The sequence below is a fragment of the Paenarthrobacter ureafaciens genome (assembly GCF_004028095.1).
GTDB classification, from domain to species: Bacteria; Actinomycetota; Actinomycetes; order Actinomycetales; family Micrococcaceae; genus Arthrobacter; species Arthrobacter ureafaciens.
The window spans coordinates 281,631-297,209 of sequence record NZ_SBHM01000006.1; the positions used below are offsets into that span (position 1 = coordinate 281,631).

At 63.6% G+C, this 15,579-nt stretch carries 15 protein-coding genes and 2 tRNA genes; 10 read left to right on the top strand and 7 right to left on the bottom strand.

Annotated features, from left to right (window positions below):
* Window positions 1-10: 10 nt before the first annotated feature.
* Window positions 11-1,006 (bottom strand): hypothetical protein, encoded by a 996-nt coding sequence (locus AUR_RS02380; RefSeq protein ID WP_062096996.1) that lies wholly within the window; start codon window positions 1,004-1,006, stop codon window positions 11-13.
* A gap of 154 nt (window positions 1,007-1,160) precedes the next feature.
* On the opposite strand from AUR_RS02380, the gene pepN reads away from it, so the two are divergent.
* Together pepN and AUR_RS02390 are read left to right on the top strand one after the other, a co-directional pair.
* Complete coding sequence (gene pepN, locus AUR_RS02385) at window positions 1,161-3,722, top strand: aminopeptidase N (protein WP_021470705.1); 2,562 nt, start codon at window positions 1,161-1,163, stop codon at window positions 3,720-3,722.
* Between the two features lie 49 nt (window positions 3,723-3,771).
* Window positions 3,772-4,251: an OsmC family protein gene (locus AUR_RS02390; protein WP_021470706.1), complete on the top strand. Its 480-nt coding sequence runs from the start codon at window positions 3,772-3,774 to the stop codon at window positions 4,249-4,251.
* Here AUR_RS02390 and AUR_RS02395 read toward each other — a convergent pair.
* Window positions 4,248-5,273 carry an NAD-dependent epimerase/dehydratase family protein gene (locus AUR_RS02395; RefSeq protein WP_062096997.1) on the bottom strand — a complete coding sequence of 342 codons (1,026 nt, stop codon included), beginning with the start codon at window positions 5,271-5,273 and terminating at the stop codon, window positions 4,248-4,250. The two genes, AUR_RS02390 and AUR_RS02395, sit on opposite strands and share 4 nt — an antisense overlap.
* A gap of 121 nt (window positions 5,274-5,394) precedes the next feature.
* Between AUR_RS02395 and AUR_RS02400 the strand changes: the two genes are divergently transcribed.
* Both AUR_RS02400 and AUR_RS02405 read left to right on the top strand, forming a co-directional pair.
* Window positions 5,395-6,072 carry a mechanosensitive ion channel family protein gene (locus AUR_RS02400; protein ID WP_079941275.1) on the top strand — a complete coding sequence of 226 codons (678 nt, stop codon included), beginning with the start codon at window positions 5,395-5,397 and terminating at the stop codon, window positions 6,070-6,072.
* A gap of 52 nt (window positions 6,073-6,124) precedes the next feature.
* Window positions 6,125-6,538, top strand: coding sequence for a globin (locus AUR_RS02405; RefSeq protein WP_082038915.1), 414 nt, complete (start codon window positions 6,125-6,127; stop codon window positions 6,536-6,538).
* Window positions 6,539-6,580: 42 nt separating this feature from the next.
* On the opposite strand, the gene AUR_RS02410 is transcribed toward AUR_RS02405, so the two are convergent.
* A complete protein-coding gene (locus AUR_RS02410; protein ID WP_021470710.1) occupies window positions 6,581-7,252 on the bottom strand; it encodes a DUF8185 domain-containing protein in 672 nt (223 codons plus the stop codon).
* A gap of 63 nt (window positions 7,253-7,315) precedes the next feature.
* On the opposite strand from AUR_RS02410, the gene AUR_RS02415 reads away from it, so the two are divergent.
* Window positions 7,316-8,221, top strand: a complete 906-nt coding sequence (locus AUR_RS02415; protein ID WP_021470711.1) for an acyl-CoA thioesterase — start codon at window positions 7,316-7,318, stop codon at window positions 8,219-8,221.
* Between the two features lie 83 nt (window positions 8,222-8,304).
* Here the strand turns inward: AUR_RS02415 and ettA are convergent, their stop codons facing one another.
* The 3 genes from ettA to AUR_RS02430 form a co-directional block, all read right to left on the bottom strand.
* Complete coding sequence (ettA, locus tag AUR_RS02420; protein WP_031215996.1) at window positions 8,305-9,987, bottom strand: energy-dependent translational throttle protein EttA; 1,683 nt, start codon at window positions 9,985-9,987, stop codon at window positions 8,305-8,307.
* A 76-nt stretch (window positions 9,988-10,063) separates the two neighbouring features.
* The gene (locus AUR_RS20465) at window positions 10,064-10,573 is read right to left on the bottom strand and encodes a DUF6993 domain-containing protein (RefSeq protein WP_241650845.1); all 510 of its coding nucleotides are present in this window, start codon (window positions 10,571-10,573) and stop codon (window positions 10,064-10,066) included.
* A 66-nt stretch (window positions 10,574-10,639) separates the two neighbouring features.
* A tRNA-Arg gene (locus tag AUR_RS02430) sits at window positions 10,640-10,715 on the bottom strand.
* A 222-nt stretch (window positions 10,716-10,937) separates the two neighbouring features.
* Here AUR_RS02430 and AUR_RS02435 point away from each other — a divergent pair.
* Together AUR_RS02435 and AUR_RS02440 are read left to right on the top strand one after the other, a co-directional pair.
* Window positions 10,938-11,498: a single-stranded DNA-binding protein gene (locus tag AUR_RS02435; RefSeq protein ID WP_021470714.1), complete on the top strand. Its 561-nt coding sequence runs from the start codon at window positions 10,938-10,940 to the stop codon at window positions 11,496-11,498.
* 88 nt (window positions 11,499-11,586) lie between these two features.
* Window positions 11,587-12,273: a DNA alkylation repair protein gene (locus AUR_RS02440; protein WP_062096998.1), complete on the top strand. Its 687-nt coding sequence runs from the start codon at window positions 11,587-11,589 to the stop codon at window positions 12,271-12,273.
* A gap of 52 nt (window positions 12,274-12,325) precedes the next feature.
* Here AUR_RS02440 and mptB read toward each other — a convergent pair whose 3' ends face one another.
* Entirely contained in the window at window positions 12,326-13,882 is a 1,557-nt protein-coding gene (gene mptB / locus AUR_RS02445; protein WP_179014280.1) for a polyprenol phosphomannose-dependent alpha 1,6 mannosyltransferase MptB, read from the bottom strand.
* A gap of 147 nt (window positions 13,883-14,029) precedes the next feature.
* On the opposite strand from mptB, the gene orn reads away from it, so the two are divergent.
* The 3 genes from orn (at window position 14,030) to def (ending at window position 15,577) form a co-directional block, all read left to right on the top strand.
* Window positions 14,030-14,665 (top strand): oligoribonuclease, encoded by a 636-nt coding sequence (gene orn, locus AUR_RS02450; protein WP_082694561.1) that lies wholly within the window; start codon window positions 14,030-14,032, stop codon window positions 14,663-14,665.
* Window positions 14,666-14,796: 131 nt separating this feature from the next.
* Window positions 14,797-14,872, top strand: a tRNA-His gene (locus tag AUR_RS02455).
* A 132-nt stretch (window positions 14,873-15,004) separates the two neighbouring features.
* Window positions 15,005-15,577, top strand: a complete 573-nt coding sequence (gene def / locus AUR_RS02460) for a peptide deformylase (RefSeq protein WP_062097001.1) — start codon at window positions 15,005-15,007, stop codon at window positions 15,575-15,577.
* Window positions 15,578-15,579: the final 2 nt, after the last annotated feature.

The window sequence follows — 15,579 nt, forward strand, 5'->3', positions numbered from 1 at the left end:
GTGACCGGCTTCATTGGGGCTGCCCGTCGTCATGGGCCCGGGCAGCGGCCCGGTTGAGGATTCCGGCCAACGTATCAGCTGTTGCCGCCGTTCCGGCGCTCAGGGCCACCCGGCCTCCGTTGAGTTTCCTGACGACGACGGCGGGCCCGCTGCTCACCAGCATCGCGGTCGCGTCGTCGTGGTGCCGAAGGCCCCAGCCGCCGTAGTCGGCAGCTTTGACGTCGGCGGGTGCCGCTGCGGCAATATCGACGGCGGGAACCCTCAGCACCGGGACGAGTCCGCCGGCCAGCACCCGAAGTCCTCCCCTGTCCGCACGGACACGGGCGAAAAGGAAGCCCGCACCCAGTAGCGCCACGGCGGCCACCAGGGCTCCGAGCCAAGGCAGCGCCACGGCAATCAGGGCTGCCGGGAACAGGGCAGAAACGATGATCATGATGAACACTGAACTGCGGGCGTGGACCCAGATCCGGAGGGTGTCCCGGGTCAGGTCCGGATCGGCAAGCAGCATCCGTTCGGTTTCCAGGGCCTGGTCGTCCTCAGGGGTCCAGCGGGCATCGGGCTTGAAGGCGAACATCATGACGACACCCAGGGCCAGGGCCGCGCCGCTTCCCATAGCCAGGACGATCGGGTCCACATGCGACAGCCGGGCCTCCCCGATCCCCGACTGGCCGACCAGCCCGGCAGCGAGGACCGTGGTGACGAAGAGACTGACCATGAGGCCCAGCCCCATCATGACCCGGCGCATGACAACGGGCCGGGAGAGCGGAACCGCCTGCATGAAGGCGAGCCAGCCAAACAAGGTGATCATGGCTGCGCCGCCGGCAACATAGGCGCCGAAGGGCGCAAAAGCGCTTCCGCCGTCGGCATTCCACATGACAGCCACCGGGTCCGGGAGGCTGTTCCTCAACATCTGGGCGCAAACAACGAAGCCGATGGCCAGCAGTAGCGGAAAAAACAGCGCAAACCGCAAGGCGCGGGTGTCAAGAGAGTCGCGGAACGTTCCCATGGTTCCAAACTACTCCGGAGCAACGACATGCAGGGAGTGCACTCCACGACACCGCATGGGCATCCCTTGCGATCGCGGCAGAGAGTGAAAGAATGACTTCACACCAGCGGCGGGAGAACCGACCGGCCGCCCAGTCCAACTTCCGGAGGCACATTTGCCAGGCCTTAATCTCACGCGCGGGGAAGCCGCGAGCCGCGCTGAACTCCTCAACGTCGAGTCGTACAACGTCACCCTGGACCTGACCAAGGGGCCGACCGTCTTCGGCTCCACCACCACAGTCCGTTTCTCGGCCCGCGCCGGAGCCTCGACCTTCATCGATGCCATTACCGACACCGTCCACAGCGTCACCCTGAACGGCACGGAACTTGACCCGGCGGTCGTCTCCGACGGCGTCCGGATCCAGCTCCCCGACCTCGCCGAAGACAACGAACTCGTCATTGTTGCCGATGCTCCCTACATGAACACCGGCGAGGGCCTGCACCGCTTCGTGGACCCCGTGGACGGCGAGGTATACCTCTATACGCAGTTTGAAGTACCCGACTCCCGGCGCATGTTCGCCGTCTTTGAACAGCCCGACCTGAAGGCAAGCTTCACTTTCACCGTGACGGCTCCGTCACACTGGGACGTGGTCTCCAACTCCCCCACGCCTGCCCCGGAACCCATTGAGGCCGGGGACGACGGCGGCGCACGCTCAGTGTGGAAGTTCGCCCCCACCCCCCGGCTCTCGTCGTACGTCACCGCACTGATCGCCGGCCCGTACCAATCCGTACGCTCGGAAGTGACAAGTTCGGACGGCCGGGTGGTCCCGCTGGGAGTATTCGCCCGGAAGTCCCTCATGCAGTACCTCGACGCCGACAACATCTTCGAGCTGACCCGGCAGGGCTTCGAATTCTTCGAGGCGCAGTTCGGCTGCCCGTACCCGTTCGAAAAGTACGATCAGCTCTTCGTGCCGGAGTTCAACGCCGGTGCCATGGAAAACGCCGGTGCCGTCACCATCCTCGAAGGCTACGTTTTCCGCGGCAAGGTTACCGGCGCCCAAGTGGAACGCCGTGCTATCACCGTCCTGCACGAACTGGCCCACATGTGGTTCGGGGACCTCGTCACCATGCGCTGGTGGAACGACCTCTGGCTGAACGAGTCCTTTGCCGAATACATGTCCCACCTCGCGGCGGTGGAGAACACTGAGTTCGACCACGCGTGGACCACGTTCGCCTCCGTGGAGAAGTCCTGGGCTTACCGCCAGGACCAACTGCCCACAACGCACCCCATCTTCGCGGACATCAACAGCCTCCAGGACGTGGAGGTCAACTTCGACGGCATCACCTACGCCAAAGGCGCTTCAGTGCTGCGCCAACTGGTGGCCTGGGTGGGCCCGGAACAGTTCATGGCCGGGGTCCGGACCTACTTTGCCAAGCATGCCTGGGGCAACACGGAGCTTTCGGACCTCATGCAGGAGCTCGAAGCCGCCAGCGGCCGTGACCTGGACCAGTGGGGCGGGTTGTGGCTTGAGACTGCGGGCGTGAACACGCTCGCCCCCGAGGTCACCGTTGACGAAAACGGCGTCATCACCGGATTTGCCATTTTTCAGACCGCCATCGCCGAACAGCCCACCATCCGCCCGCACCGCCTGGCGGTGGGCTTCTACGACGTCGTCGACGGCAAGCTTGAGCGCGTCCACCGCGAAGAGCTCGACGTCGACGGCCCCCGCACGGACGTCCCCGCCCTGGTGGGCAAGACGCGGCCCGACCTTGTCCTCCTCAACGATGACGATCTCGCCTACGCCAAGGTAAGGCTTGACCCGGCGTCGCTCGCCACCGCGAAGGCCCACCTGAAGGACTTCACCTCAAGCCTTCCCCGCACCTTGGTGTGGGGTTCGGCGTGGGATGCGGCCCGCGACGGCGAGACTCCCGCCCGCGGCTACGTGGACCTTATCCTGGCCAACATCGCCCACGAGACGGACTCGTCGGTGATCCTCGTCCAGCTCCGCCAATTGGCCACGACCCTCACGTACTACGTGGCCGCAGAGCACAAGGAGGAAACGGCAGTCAGGGCCGCCGACCGATTGTGGGAGCTCGCTTCCAGCGTGGAAGCCGGATCCGATGCCCAGTTGCAGTTCGTGAAGTCCTACGCCCAGATCTCACGCAGCGACTCCCAACTGGACCGGATCCAGGCGCTCCTCGACGGCACGTCAACCCTGGAAGGCCTGACTGTGGACCAGGACATGCGGTGGGAACTGCTGACAGCACTGGTAGTCGGCGGCCGCCACGGGCAGGACCGGATCGAGGAAGAACTCGAACGGGACAACACCTCCAACGGCCAGAACGCAGCAGCCCTCGCCAAGGCTGCGATCCCTACGGCAGAGGCCAAGGACGCTGCATGGGAGTCGATCGTGGTCAAGGGCGAGCTCTCCAATGCACTCCAGTCCTCAGCCGTTGCCGGCTTCACCCGTGTTCCGGACACCGCGTTGCTGGAACCGTTCGCGGAGAAGTACTTCCAGGCAGTACCTGGAATAGTGAAGGAACGGACCCATGCGCTGGCCCAGCAAATCGTGGTGGGCCTCTACCCCGCCCAGCTGACCACCCAGGCCACCATCGACCGGACGGACGAGTTCCTGGCGGCATTGCCGGAAGACAGCGCGGCACTCAGGCGCATGATGCTGGAGAACCGCGACGCCGTGGCACGCGCCCTGCGCGCGCGGGCCGCCGACGTCGACTAGCCGTTCGCCTCCTCCCATGCGGACAGTCTGCGCTGGCTAGACTGTCCGCATGGGCCTGAATGAACACCATTACGCGTTGACCGTCCGCTGGACCGGAAACCGCGGTGACGGCACGGCGGGCTACCGGGCTTACTCCCGGGACCACGACGTCGTTATTCCCGGACTACCGACGTTGAAAGGTTCAGCCGATCCCACGTTCCACGGTGACCGGACACGCTACAACCCTGAGCAACTGCTGCTGGCCGCCTTGGCCCAGTGCCACATGTTGTCCTTCCTGCACGTCGCGGTCAAGCACGGTGTGGTGGTCACCGGATACGAGGACAATGCCGAGGGGCTCATGAAGCTCAACCGGGACGGCAGCGGGCAATTCGAGTCGGTAACCCTCAAGCCCCGCGTCACCATCGCCGATGCCGTTGATGAAAGCCTCATGTCGCAGCTTCACCACGAAGCCAACCAAGTCTGCTTCATCGCGCGCAGCGTCAATTTCCCCGTGCTTCACGAACCAACCACGACGACGGCGGCTGCCTAGCCGGGTGGCCCGCCGCTTCGCGCACCGGCAGGACGGCCGCCCTTCCAGCGGGAGAGCAGCCTTCGTTCCGTCAGGCGGCTCAGGCCCGCCCTGCGTTCACGCTCCAGGCCCCTGCTGCGTTCGTCCTCAAGGGTGTCCTTGAGCGTTTCCTGCCAAGGCCGCAGCGCAAAGCCTGCCGCGACGGCGGCTGCGTTGCTCCGGGCTTGGAACCCTTCGTGCCCTGGCGGCAACCACAAGGGAAGCGAGTCCGGGCCGGCCCAGTAGTCGATCCCCTGCTGCACCAGCCAGTCTTCGCTGACGGGGACAACTTCTTCCGTAGCCCCGGACGCACTCCGTGACGCAGCAATATACCCCGCAAAGGGAACCACTTCCCCCACAACGTTGAAGGTTCCCGACAGTCCCCGGGCCGCACCGTAAAGAACCCAGGCTGCAACGTCCCTGACGTCGACGATCTGGGTCGGTGAGTCCGGTATGTCCGGGACCAGGACGGGGTCCGCCTTCGCGGCAAACCGGGCGGGCCAATAACCGTACCTGTCCGAAGCATCCCCTGGACCTCCGATCAGGCCGGGCCTGAGAATGTGGGCCTTCTCCCCTGCTGCCCGGCGCGTCATCTCCTCGATGGCTGACTTTGACTCGCCGTACGTCTCCGGCGTTCCGTGTTCTCCTTCCGGCAAGGGTTGGAGCAACCCGGCGTCCTCTGCTGCGCCGGGAACGGACGGATCGGCATAGACGGAGCAGCTCGAAACGAACGTCCAATGCCCCGCCCGGCCGGCCAGGGCGTCAAGGGCTGCCTTCGCGAAGACGGGATCCCGGGCCACCTCCACGACCTCATCCCAGTGACCGTCGAGGTCCGTGAAGGCCGCCACGCCAGTGGCGCGATCCGCACGGACCCAGGTGGCGCCGTCGGGCACTGCCGCGGAAGTACCGCGCGCCACGCAGGTGACCTCATGTCCGGCGGCGAGGGCTTGCCGCGTGATTTCAGCGGACAGGAAAGCCGTACCACCCAGGACGAGGATTCGCATGCGGCCACGCTACGGCGCGATCACGCAACGGCGCTAGGGTTAATGGTGGACAGAGTGTTCACCCCAGGGAGAACACGGGCCGACGACAAGGAGCCAATACACCTTGACCTTCATCTCTTGGATGGAAACCCTCACGATCGAACCGGAAAAAATCGACGTTGTCTCAATCCTCATCACCGTAGGCGTGGGCCTGCTGGTATGGACCGTGGCACGCTTCATCATCCTTCGCATCACCCGAAGGGTCGCCTCCGGCAGTTCGCTCTTCAAGAAACCGCACTTCAAATGGGTGCAACCTGCCATCCGGGCACTGGACCATGAGCGCCGCTCGCAGCGGGCCCAAACCATCGGCTCGCTGCTGACCAGCCTGGTGAGCGTGATCGTGGTGGTGATCGTCATCATCTACGTCCTGAAGTACATGAACGTCGACGTCGCACCCCTGCTGACCAGTGTGGGCATCCTGGGTGTGGCCATCGGCTTTGGTGCCCAACAGCTCATCCGGGACTTCCTCGCCGGCATCTTCATCACCATCGAAGACCAATACGGCATTGGCGACGTGATCGTCACCAGCGAAGTCATTGGCACGGTGGAATCCGTCGGCCTGCGGATCACCCGCGTCCGGGCGGAGGACGGAGCCATCTGGTACCTCCGCAACGGCGAGATCCTCCGGGTAGGCAACCGCTCCCAAGGAGACTACGTACCCATCGACACGCCTTCGCCGGACAACGACGGAGAAACCAAAGTGAGCGCCGGAGCCCCCGCAGGCACGGCCGCAAAGCCTGAGGAGAAGTCAAGTGAATGATGCCAATTCCGGGCAACCGGGCGCACCGCAGGCCGGGCCGCGACGCCAGCTGATGCAAAACGACCCCTTCAGCCAGCCTGCCTACACGGACAGCTTCTACGCGGCAGTCGGCGGGCACGACACCTTCGTGAAGCTGATCGACGTCTTCTATGACGGTGTGGCCGGGGATCCCCTGCTGCGGCCGATGTACCCCGAAGAGGACCTCGGGCCCGCCAAGCGGCGCTTCCTCATGTTCCTTGAGCAGTACTGGGGCGGCCCCACCACCTATAGCGAGGAACGCGGCCATCCAAGGCTGAGGATGCGGCACATGCCCTTCCGTGTAACGCCGGAAGCGAAAGACCGCTGGCTGTTCCACATGCGTACGGCCGTGGACTCGCTGGGCCTGTCACCCCTGCACGAGGGAACCCTGTGGGACTACATGGAGCGAGCAGCGTTGACCATGGTCAACAGTCCGTCCGCACAGTAGTTCTTCGGTTCTTCCGTTCTTCGGTTCTTGGGTTCGTCGCTGCTAGTTCCGGAAGCCGAGGCCGGCGGCCGTCCTCACCAGAACGTGTCCGCGCGATCCGCTCAGCCGGAACCAGCGGCCGTTGCGGAATACCTGCTGCTCTCCGCCAGCAAGGAAGCCCAAAGCAAAAGCGGCAAAGGCCACCCCTGCCGGGAGCTCTTCAAGCCCCGGCAGGGGCCGGCTCCAGACGGCGGCGCGGGCACTGTTGACCACGGCAGCGCCTGCCACTGCGGGTACGGCCTCTGCCACCTCGGCGATACCGGCTTCGGCTGCGGCCTTAAGTTCGACGTCGGCCATCGCGCCCAAGGCTTCCCAACCGGAGCGCGGAGCCCCGACGCCGGCCCACGACTCCGACACTGTGGACGGCGGGATGGGAAGCTCAACGTCCCCGGCACGCGAGCGGGCCAGCCGATCCAGGACGGAGGCAAGCGTCACGGTGGCGTCCGCCTGGGCTTCCTCGGCGAGGGCCATTGTCCGCAACCCGAGGATGGTGGGGGTGGATTCACCCAGGATCCGCGGCCTGAGGACGCACACATAGGCGGCCAGAACCTTGCCGGCAGCCTGCAGGCGGATGGCGCCGTCATCGATGGTTTTGGCGCGTGTCACGTAGGTCCGCAGGTCGCTGAGATCGTGGGGGTCGGCGAAACGGAAGGACTGGGTCAAGACGTCTGTCACAGCATCGACTCTACCGGCATGTCTTCGGTTGAGAGGGGTTGGGGCGCCGTCTAGAGTCGAACCATGACTGACACGAAGGCCAACCCGGACGCGGAGGCACCCGCAGAAGACCCCATGGAAGTACTGATCGGCCTGCTGGACCTGGGCGACTTCGACGGAGCACGGACCAACGAGGACATCTTCCTGGGCCCGTCCCAAAGGCAGCCCAGGCACCGCGTCTTCGGCGGACAGGTCCTGGCACAGTCCATGATGGCCGGCATGCGCACGGTTGACGCGGACCGCGTTGCCCATTCGATGCACGGCTACTTCCTCCGTCCCGGGGACGCCAACAAGCCCATCACCTTTGGAGTCGAGCGGTTGCGCGACGGGCGTTCCTTCTCCGCGCGGCGGGTCCATGCTTACCAGGACGGTGTGCCGATCCTGTCCATGATTGCCTCGTTCCAAGTTGCGGACGAAGGGTTGGATCACCAGACTGCCATGCCGGAAGGCATCCCGGATCCCGAGTCATTGCCCAGCACGGCGGATTTGCTGTCCTCCTTCGACCACCCGTTGGCACGGCACATGTCCTCGGAGCGGCCGTTCGACGTCCGGCACGTCGACCCTGCACTCTACGTCACCGCGCCAACCCGGCACGTGGCAACTAATGCCGTGTGGATGAAAACAATAGGCCCCCTCCCTGACGATCCCAACCTGCACCGTGCTGCCCTGGCGTACGCCAGCGACTACACCTTGCTGGAACCCATCCTGCGCAAGCACGGCCTCGCGTGGATGACTCCGGGCATGAGCGTGGCCAGCCTGGATCACGCGATGTGGTGGCACCGACCGGTGCGGGTGGATGAATGGATGCTCTATGTGCAGGAATCACCCAGTGCACAAGGGGCCCGGGGCTTGGCCACGGGGCGGATCTTCAACCGGGAAGGACTGCACGTCGCCACAGTCGCGCAGGAGGGCATGGTCCGGATTCCGTGACCAACGACGAATGGCCGTCCCTTTCGGGGCGGCCATTCGTCGATATTACGCTTAGTCGATTTTGCGGTTAGTCGCGATTGCGATTAATCGCGGGTCAGGCGGCGGTGCGTGACTCGGTGCGGTTTTGCCGCGTCAGGACCGAGCCGTTCCACCTTGTTTTCCTCGTAGGACTCGAAGTTACCCTCGAACCAGTACCACTTGGAGGGGTTCTCGTCATCGCCTTCGTAGGCCAGGATGTGGGTTGCCACCCGGTCCAGGAACCAGCGGTCGTGCGAGACCACAACAGCACAGCCAGGGAAGTCCAGAAGTGCGTTCTCAAGGCTGCTCAGGGTTTCGACGTCGAGGTCGTTGGTGGGCTCGTCGAGGAGCAGGAGGTTTCCGCCCTGCTTCAGCGTCAGTGCCAGGTTAAGGCGGTTGCGCTCACCACCGGAGAGGACGCCGGCCTTCTTCTGCTGGTCCGGGCCCTTGAATCCGAAAGCGGAAACGTAGGCACGCGAAGGCATCTCGACCTGGCCGACCTGGATGTGGTCCAGGCCGTCGGAAACGACCTCCCACAGGGTCTTGTTGGGGTCAATGCCGCCACGGGACTGGTCCACGTAGGAGATCTTGACCGAATCGCCGATCTTCAGCTCGCCGCCGTCGAGGGACTCCATTCCGACGATGGTCTTGAACAGGGTGGACTTACCCACGCCATTCGGGCCGATGACGCCCACGATGCCGTTGCGGGGCAGCGAGAAGGACAGATCCTCGATGAGGACGCGATCGTCGAAGCCCTTCTTGAGGTTCTTGGCCTCAATCACCAAATTGCCCAGGCGGGGTCCCGGCGGGATCTGGATTTCCTCGAAGTCCAGCTTCCGGGTGCGCTCGGCTTCCGCAGCCATTTCCTCATAGCGGGCCAGACGGGCCTTGGACTTGGTCTGGCGGCCCTTGGCGTTGGACCGGACCCACTCAAGCTCTTCCGTGAGGCGCTTGGCCAGCTTGGCGTCCTTCTTGCCCTGGACTTCCAAACGGGCTTTCTTCTTCTCCAGGTAGGTGGAGTAGTTGCCTTCGTACGGGTACAAGTGGCCGCGGTCGACTTCAGCGATCCACTCGGCTACGTGGTCCAGGAAGTAGCGGTCGTGGGTGACGGCCAGGACTGCGCCCGGGTACGAGGACAGGTGCTGCTCAAGCCACAGGACACTTTCGGCGTCGAGGTGGTTGGTGGGCTCGTCAAGGAGCAGGAGGTCAGGCTTCTGCAGCAGGAGCTTGCACAACGCCACGCGGCGACGCTCACCACCGGAAAGCACGGTCACATCCGCGTCCGCCGGCGGGCACCGGAGCGCGTCCATTGCCTGCTCCAGCTGGGAATCGATGTCCCACGCGTCAGCGGCGTCAATGGCTTCCTGCAGCTTGCCCATTTCCTCAAGGAGGGTGTCGTAATCAGCGTCAGGGTTGGCCATCTCTTCAGAGATCTGGTTGAAGCGCTGGATCTTGCCGTAGATCTCGCCAACGCCTTCCTGGACGTTCCCAAGGACCGTCTTTTCCTCGTTCAGCGGCGGTTCCTGCAGGAGGATGCCCACGGTGTAGCCGGGGCTCAGGCGGGCCTCGCCGTTGGAGGGGGTGTCCAGTCCGGCCATGATCTTCAGGATGGTGGACTTGCCAGCACCGTTAGGGCCCACGACGCCAATCTTGGCACCGGGGAAGAACGACATGCTGACATCGTCCAGAATAAGTTTGTCGCCAACGGCCTTTCGGGCCTTGGTCATCGTGTAAATGAATTCCGCCATGCCGTTAAATCTAGTGGCTAGGCGGGCAGAACTCACATTTGGACGTGGAACTCACATTCCGGCGGTGGTCTGGCGCCTACCGGACGTCACCAACAAAGCATTTCCCGCTGGCGAGGACGGGAAGCACCGTCATCACCACCCCGCCGTCGCGGATTTGCCCCACGACGCAGCTGCCTCCGGCCAAGGCGGCAGCTTCCATTGCGTCGACATCGAGCCCGGTGGGCGTCCGGCTCACTGATACCTCCACGTTGCTTGCCGGTATGCCGGCAGCAACCAGGGCGCTCCGAACCGCTTCCCGTTCCGGTTTGGACGTCGTGGCGACTATTTTCTTGAGCGTGGCTTCGACAGTCTTTGTTGCCGCAGAAACTTCCGGCGCGAGCGTAGGCCCGGGGGATGCTGTCCCGGTTATGGCCGCCGGCTCGGACCCGGTGGGCTCCGATGCGGTCTGAGTGGTCTGTGCAGGCGGCGTGCAGGAGGCAAGTGCCATGGCCGCTGCGACGCACGCCAACACCATGACGCTGCGGCGTCTATGGGTCTTCAGAGGCCCAAGAGTATGCCTGCCCGGCGTTGTCCCGCTCCGTGTCATCAATTCCCCCACTCATTGCGCACTGACAGCAATCCCCCGGAACCCCTGTGGAGTTCCGGGGGTAACTGGCGCCCCAGGAGGGAATCGAACCCCCGACCGGCGGATTAGAAGGCCGCTGCTCTATCCCCTGAGCTACTGGGGCATACCGGCTGCCACGCAGGTGAAGCTGCTGGCGCCACAAAGAGTTTACAGTGCATTCCTCCCGGCCCCTGCCAAGACACCCGCCACCAACGGTCCACTGCTCCTCAACATGCTGCCCCCGCTCCGGTTATGCACATAGCGCCAAAAGGGCATCGACCCTTCCACGTGGCTGGTTGAAGCTGAAAAAGCCGGACAGGCAGCTTCCTACGTCAAAAGGATCACCATGAACGACATCCTCACCCTCCGCGGCTTCGTAGCCTCTGAGGTCAGAACCTCCACCACGGCCCGGGGAACCTCCACAGCTTCCTTCCGGCTGGGAACAACGGAGCGGCGGTACGACAGGGCCAGCAACACATGGGTGGACGGCAATACCAACTGGTACACCGTGCAATCATTCCGCTACCTGGCCGCGCATGTGGGCTGCAGCGTGAAGAAGGGCCAGCGGGTGATCGTGCTCGGAAGGCTGCGGCTCAGGCAGTGGGAGCATGAGGGCAAGGTGTACCACGTTGCCGAGGTGGATGCCGAGGCGGTGGGGCACGATCTCATGTGGGGCTCAGCCAACTTCACACGCATGAACGGCACCTCAGCGCCGGCGGAGTCAGTTGCGCTCCAGCCTCAGGACGCGGCTGAGGCTCCTGCACCTCCGGCCTCCGAGGCGGAGTGGGAATCAACTCCCGAGTCCGCGGCTCCGCCGGAAGATGACGACGTTGTGGTGAACGTTGAGACCGGCGAGGGCATGTCAGTGAACCCGCGGACAGGAGAGCTCGTGGATGCCACCGCCTGAGAGCTGCGAGTTCCGGGGCACGGGCGATGCACCGCAATGGCGGCCGCCCTCCCCGGAACGGTGACCGTCCCCGCCCTAGAGTTGAGGCATGGACAACAGCGACCTCCCCAAGGCTATTCGTTCCACCCTTCGTTCTTCGGCCGACGCCGAACGCGGGCGCGATGCACAGGCCTATATGAAGTCCGACATGCCGTCCTTGGGAGTCCGCGTCCCCGAGGTCCGCCGAATCGTCAAGGAAGCCATCAAGCAGTTCCCGCCGCGTTCGGCGGAGGACCTTCGCGAAGCCGTCCTGGACTTGTGGCGGAATGCGGAAGTGCGCGAGGAACGTTATGCGGCCATCGATCTGACCGGCATCCGCATAGTCAGGGACGATCCCGGCATGCTGCCTGTCTACGAAGAAATCATCCGGACAGGAGCCTGGTGGGACTTGGTCGATGGTGTGGCCCACCGCCTCGGGACCTTGCTCCGCAAGCATCCGGAGACCATGACGCCGCTCCTTCTCCAGTGGTCCAAAGACAGCGACATGTGGATCCGAAGGGCCTCCATCACCGCCCAGCTGGGATCCAAGGCAGCCACGGACACCTCCCTGCTGGCCGCGGTTATCCGTCCCAACATGGACAACAAGGAGTTCTTCATCCGCAAAGCCATCGGCTGGGCGCTGCGCGAATACAGCAAGACCGATCCGGGCTGGGTCAAAGCTTTCGCCGAGGAGAATGCATCCCGGCTCAGTCCCCTGTCCGCGCGGGAGGCTTTGCGCTTGCTGTCCACGCCATGACCCCGGGAGACGCGGTCGCCCCCTAAATGATGGGGCGGGTCCCTGGCTCGTCTTAGATAATGGGGCGGGTCCCGGGCTCGTCGCGTTTCCGGAAGAGGGTCTTCGTCTTGGGGTCTACGAAAATCAGGTACACGGCGAAGAGCAAAGCGATGATGGCCGCGGCGTTCCTGGCCAAGGTGAGGGCAAGCCCAAGATCTTCACTCTGCAGGTACGGGAAGACGTCGAGTTGATCGGAGATGGCATAGACCATGAAGAAGGAGACCACAAAGTAGAGCGCCTTGACCTGCCAGTCGTTGCGGATTCCGGTCACCGCGAAAAGCGGTATCAGCCACACCACGTACCAGGACTGGATCATGGGGGCCAACAGGACGATCGCTGCGAAAGCAAGGGTCAACCGGCGCATGAGGCGGTCGTGCTCACCCCGGAAGACGAGCCATGCCACCGCGGCCAGCATGAGTACCTTGCCGGCGTCATACACCCACTTGGCCATGCCCCAGCCGTCGAGCCCGAACACGTTCGAAATGGAAGCAACCACCAGTCCGATCAGGCCAACGGGTGCATACCAAATCCACACACTGCCGGGTGCCGAGAGGCCCTTGATCCACCCGAAGCCGAAGCCATTGACCAGGCTCATGGCATAGAGCAACCCGAACGTCAGGGCAGCAGTCAGGAACCAGAAAAGGAACTTCCGCGGCCAGGAAGCGCCCTTACCGGCCCACAGGAGGCCAATGAAGGGAAGGAAGACCACAGTGATGGGCTTGACCGAGATGGAAAGCGCCACCAGCACGATGCCGAGCACTACCCGGCGCGTGGCGCAGTAGTAAAGGCCTGCCAGGGCCAGACCGATCATCAGCGAATCGTTGTGGACGCTGGCAATGAAGTTGGTGAGGAACAGCGGGTTGGCGGCCGTCAACCACAGCGCACGGTGGGGGTTGACGCCGTGAAGTTCCGCCAGCTTTGGTACGTAGATAATGCAGAGGATTACTCCAACCACTGCCACCAGGCGGAACAGCATGATGCACGCTTCCGGCTGGACGTTGGTCACCCACACCACGAACTGTTCGATCCACAGGAAGAGCTGACCGTAAGGAACGGGCGCCTCGGTCCACATCTTGTCCGCGCCCAGCTGGAAGTAGTTGGGAAGGGCGGAAATCCCGTTCTCGTAGGGGTTCATCCCCTCGACCATTAGCCGGCCTTGGCCGATGTAGGCGTAGACGTCCCTGCTGAACAACGGGACAGTGAACATCATTGGCAGTCCCCAGGCAACCACGGCCTGAAGGGTGGCTTTCCGGGCTTCCAAGCCCCACACGCGGACCCTCTGGCCCAACCGGAGCCATGCCCTCACCAGAAGCATGCCGCCCACGGCAAGGAGCACGATCGACAGTCCGACGCCGACGCCCTCGGTCCGCATCCAAATGAAAAGGGGCAGGCGGCGGAGTTCGGAAACCGGAGCAAGCCAGCCAACCCCGAGCGAACCAACAACCAGGAACATGGAACCGATGAAACCGGCGATCAGCGGGGACCTGGCGTTGTCCACTTCCCCGGTGGCCGCATCTTGCGTCGGCGCAATTTTCCCTGCCTTCGAGGCGGCGGGTACGGGCACCGTCATGTGGTTTGCATCCAATCGTTTGCCCGGCATGTTTCGGGACGAAGTTTCGAGTCTCAAGGGCAGGTCACAGCGGGAAAAAGTCACCGCCATGTCCAAAAAATCGTACCATCGGAGCACTTGGATCAGCCTGAACGATAGGCTAGGCGCGTGCCTATTACTAATGAACGCATCGTCTGGATCGACTGCGAAATGACCGGCCTGGACCTCGTGAACGACGCCCTCATCGAGGTCGCCGCCCTCGTCACGGATTCCGAGCTCAACATCCTCGGTGACGGCGTGGACGTGGTCATCAAACCCGACGACGCCGCTTTGGAGCAGATGAACGACTTCGTCCGCGACATGCACACCCGTTCCAAGCTCCTGGACGAACTGCCGCACGGCAAGACGATGGCCGAAGCCGAAGCCCTGGTGCTCGAGTACATCGAAAAATGGGTTCCGGATCCCCGCAAGGCGCCGCTGGGCGGAAACTCCGTCGGCACGGACCGCATGTTCCTCGCACGGGACATGCCCAACGTCATTGAGCACCTGCACTACCGCGTGATCGATGTCAGCACCATCAAGGAACTCTCCCGCCGCTGGTTCCCCCGCGCTTACTTCCAAGCACCCGCCAAGCACGGCGGACACCGGGCCCTGGGAGACATCAAGGACTCCATTGATGAACTCCGGTACTACCGCCAGGCCGTCTTCGTTCCGGCACCGGGCCCGGACACGGCCACCGCGCAACGCATTTCCAAGGAGACAACCGCTTCCGCCGAGACACTAACCACCTCCACCGGAGTGTGATCTGCGCCATTTTTAAAGGTTTTTTCGGCGAAACCGGCAAAAGTGGACTTTGAACCCGAAAACAGCAGGTAAGCTATTTGTCGTTGCCTTCACGGAAAGCCGGTCAAACGGTCAAATCCCCGAGGCACATGGTGGGCGTAGCTCAGTTGGCAGAGCGCCTGGTTGTGGTCCAGGAGGTCGCGGGTTCAACCCCCGTCGCTCACCCCACCGAGATTGGCTGGAAAGCCGGTTTCCATGAAGGCCGCACCGGTTATCCGGTGCGGCCTTCATTTTGTTTGGGACCGGCCGGCTCCAGCGGTCCGGTCGAAGGCGTCCAGCGACTGACAAGGAAGAACTGACATGACGGTCCTGCCGATCACCATCTGGGGCGAACCCGTCCTGCATCGCCGGGCCCGCGAAGTGGAAACCTTCAACGACGAGCTCCGCACCTTGATCGCCGACATGTTCGAGACCAACGAGGCCGCCAATGGGGTTGGCCTGGCAGCGCCGCAGGTGGGCGTCGGGAAGCGGATCTTTGTCTTCAAGTACGCCAACGATGACGACGCCCCGGATGAAGGCGTGGTGGTCAACCCGGTCCTGACACTTTCAAAAGTGTCCGGCGCCCTCCCCGATCCCGACGAACATGTGGAAGGCTGCCTGTCGTTTCCCGGCGAGCACTATCCCTTGCAGCGGGCCGACTGGGCACGGGTCCAAGGCTTCGACGGCCACGGCAAGCCGCTTGATTTCGTGGCGACGGGCTGGTTCGCCCGGGTAATTCAGCATGAGTACGATCACTTGGATGGCAAACTGTACGTCAACAGGCTGGTGGACCGCTATGCCAGGAAAGCCATGAAGCAGGCCAAGAAGAACGGCTGGGGTGTCCCGGGCCTGACCTGGATGCCCGGCGTGGATCCGGATCCGTTCGGACACTGACC

What these genes read in the sequence shown, in the direction of transcription:
- AUR_RS02380 (WP_062096996.1), bottom strand. Translation starts at nt 1,006, where the DNA reads ATGGGAACGTTCCGCGACTCTCTTGACACCCGCGCCTTGCGGTTTGCG.
- AUR_RS02390 (WP_021470706.1), top strand. Translation starts at nt 3,772, where the DNA reads ATGGGCCTGAATGAACACCATTACGCGTTGACCGTCCGCTGGACCGGA.
- AUR_RS02395 (WP_062096997.1), bottom strand. Translation starts at nt 5,273, where the DNA reads ATGCGAATCCTCGTCCTGGGTGGTACGGCTTTCCTGTCCGCTGAAATC.
- AUR_RS02400 (WP_079941275.1), top strand. Translation starts at nt 5,395, where the DNA reads ATGGAAACCCTCACGATCGAACCGGAAAAAATCGACGTTGTCTCAATC.
- AUR_RS02405 (WP_082038915.1), top strand. Translation starts at nt 6,125, where the DNA reads ATGCAAAACGACCCCTTCAGCCAGCCTGCCTACACGGACAGCTTCTAC.
- AUR_RS02415 (WP_021470711.1), top strand. Translation starts at nt 7,316, where the DNA reads ATGACTGACACGAAGGCCAACCCGGACGCGGAGGCACCCGCAGAAGAC.
- ettA (WP_031215996.1), bottom strand. Translation starts at nt 9,987, where the DNA reads ATGGCGGAATTCATTTACACGATGACCAAGGCCCGAAAGGCCGTTGGC.
- AUR_RS20465 (WP_241650845.1), bottom strand. Translation starts at nt 10,573, where the DNA reads ATGACACGGAGCGGGACAACGCCGGGCAGGCATACTCTTGGGCCTCTG.
- AUR_RS02435 (WP_021470714.1), top strand. Translation starts at nt 10,938, where the DNA reads ATGAACGACATCCTCACCCTCCGCGGCTTCGTAGCCTCTGAGGTCAGA.
- AUR_RS02440 (WP_062096998.1), top strand. Translation starts at nt 11,587, where the DNA reads ATGGACAACAGCGACCTCCCCAAGGCTATTCGTTCCACCCTTCGTTCT.
- mptB (WP_179014280.1), bottom strand. Translation starts at nt 13,882, where the DNA reads ATGACGGTGCCCGTACCCGCCGCCTCGAAGGCAGGGAAAATTGCGCCG.
- def (WP_062097001.1), top strand. Translation starts at nt 15,005, where the DNA reads ATGACGGTCCTGCCGATCACCATCTGGGGCGAACCCGTCCTGCATCGC.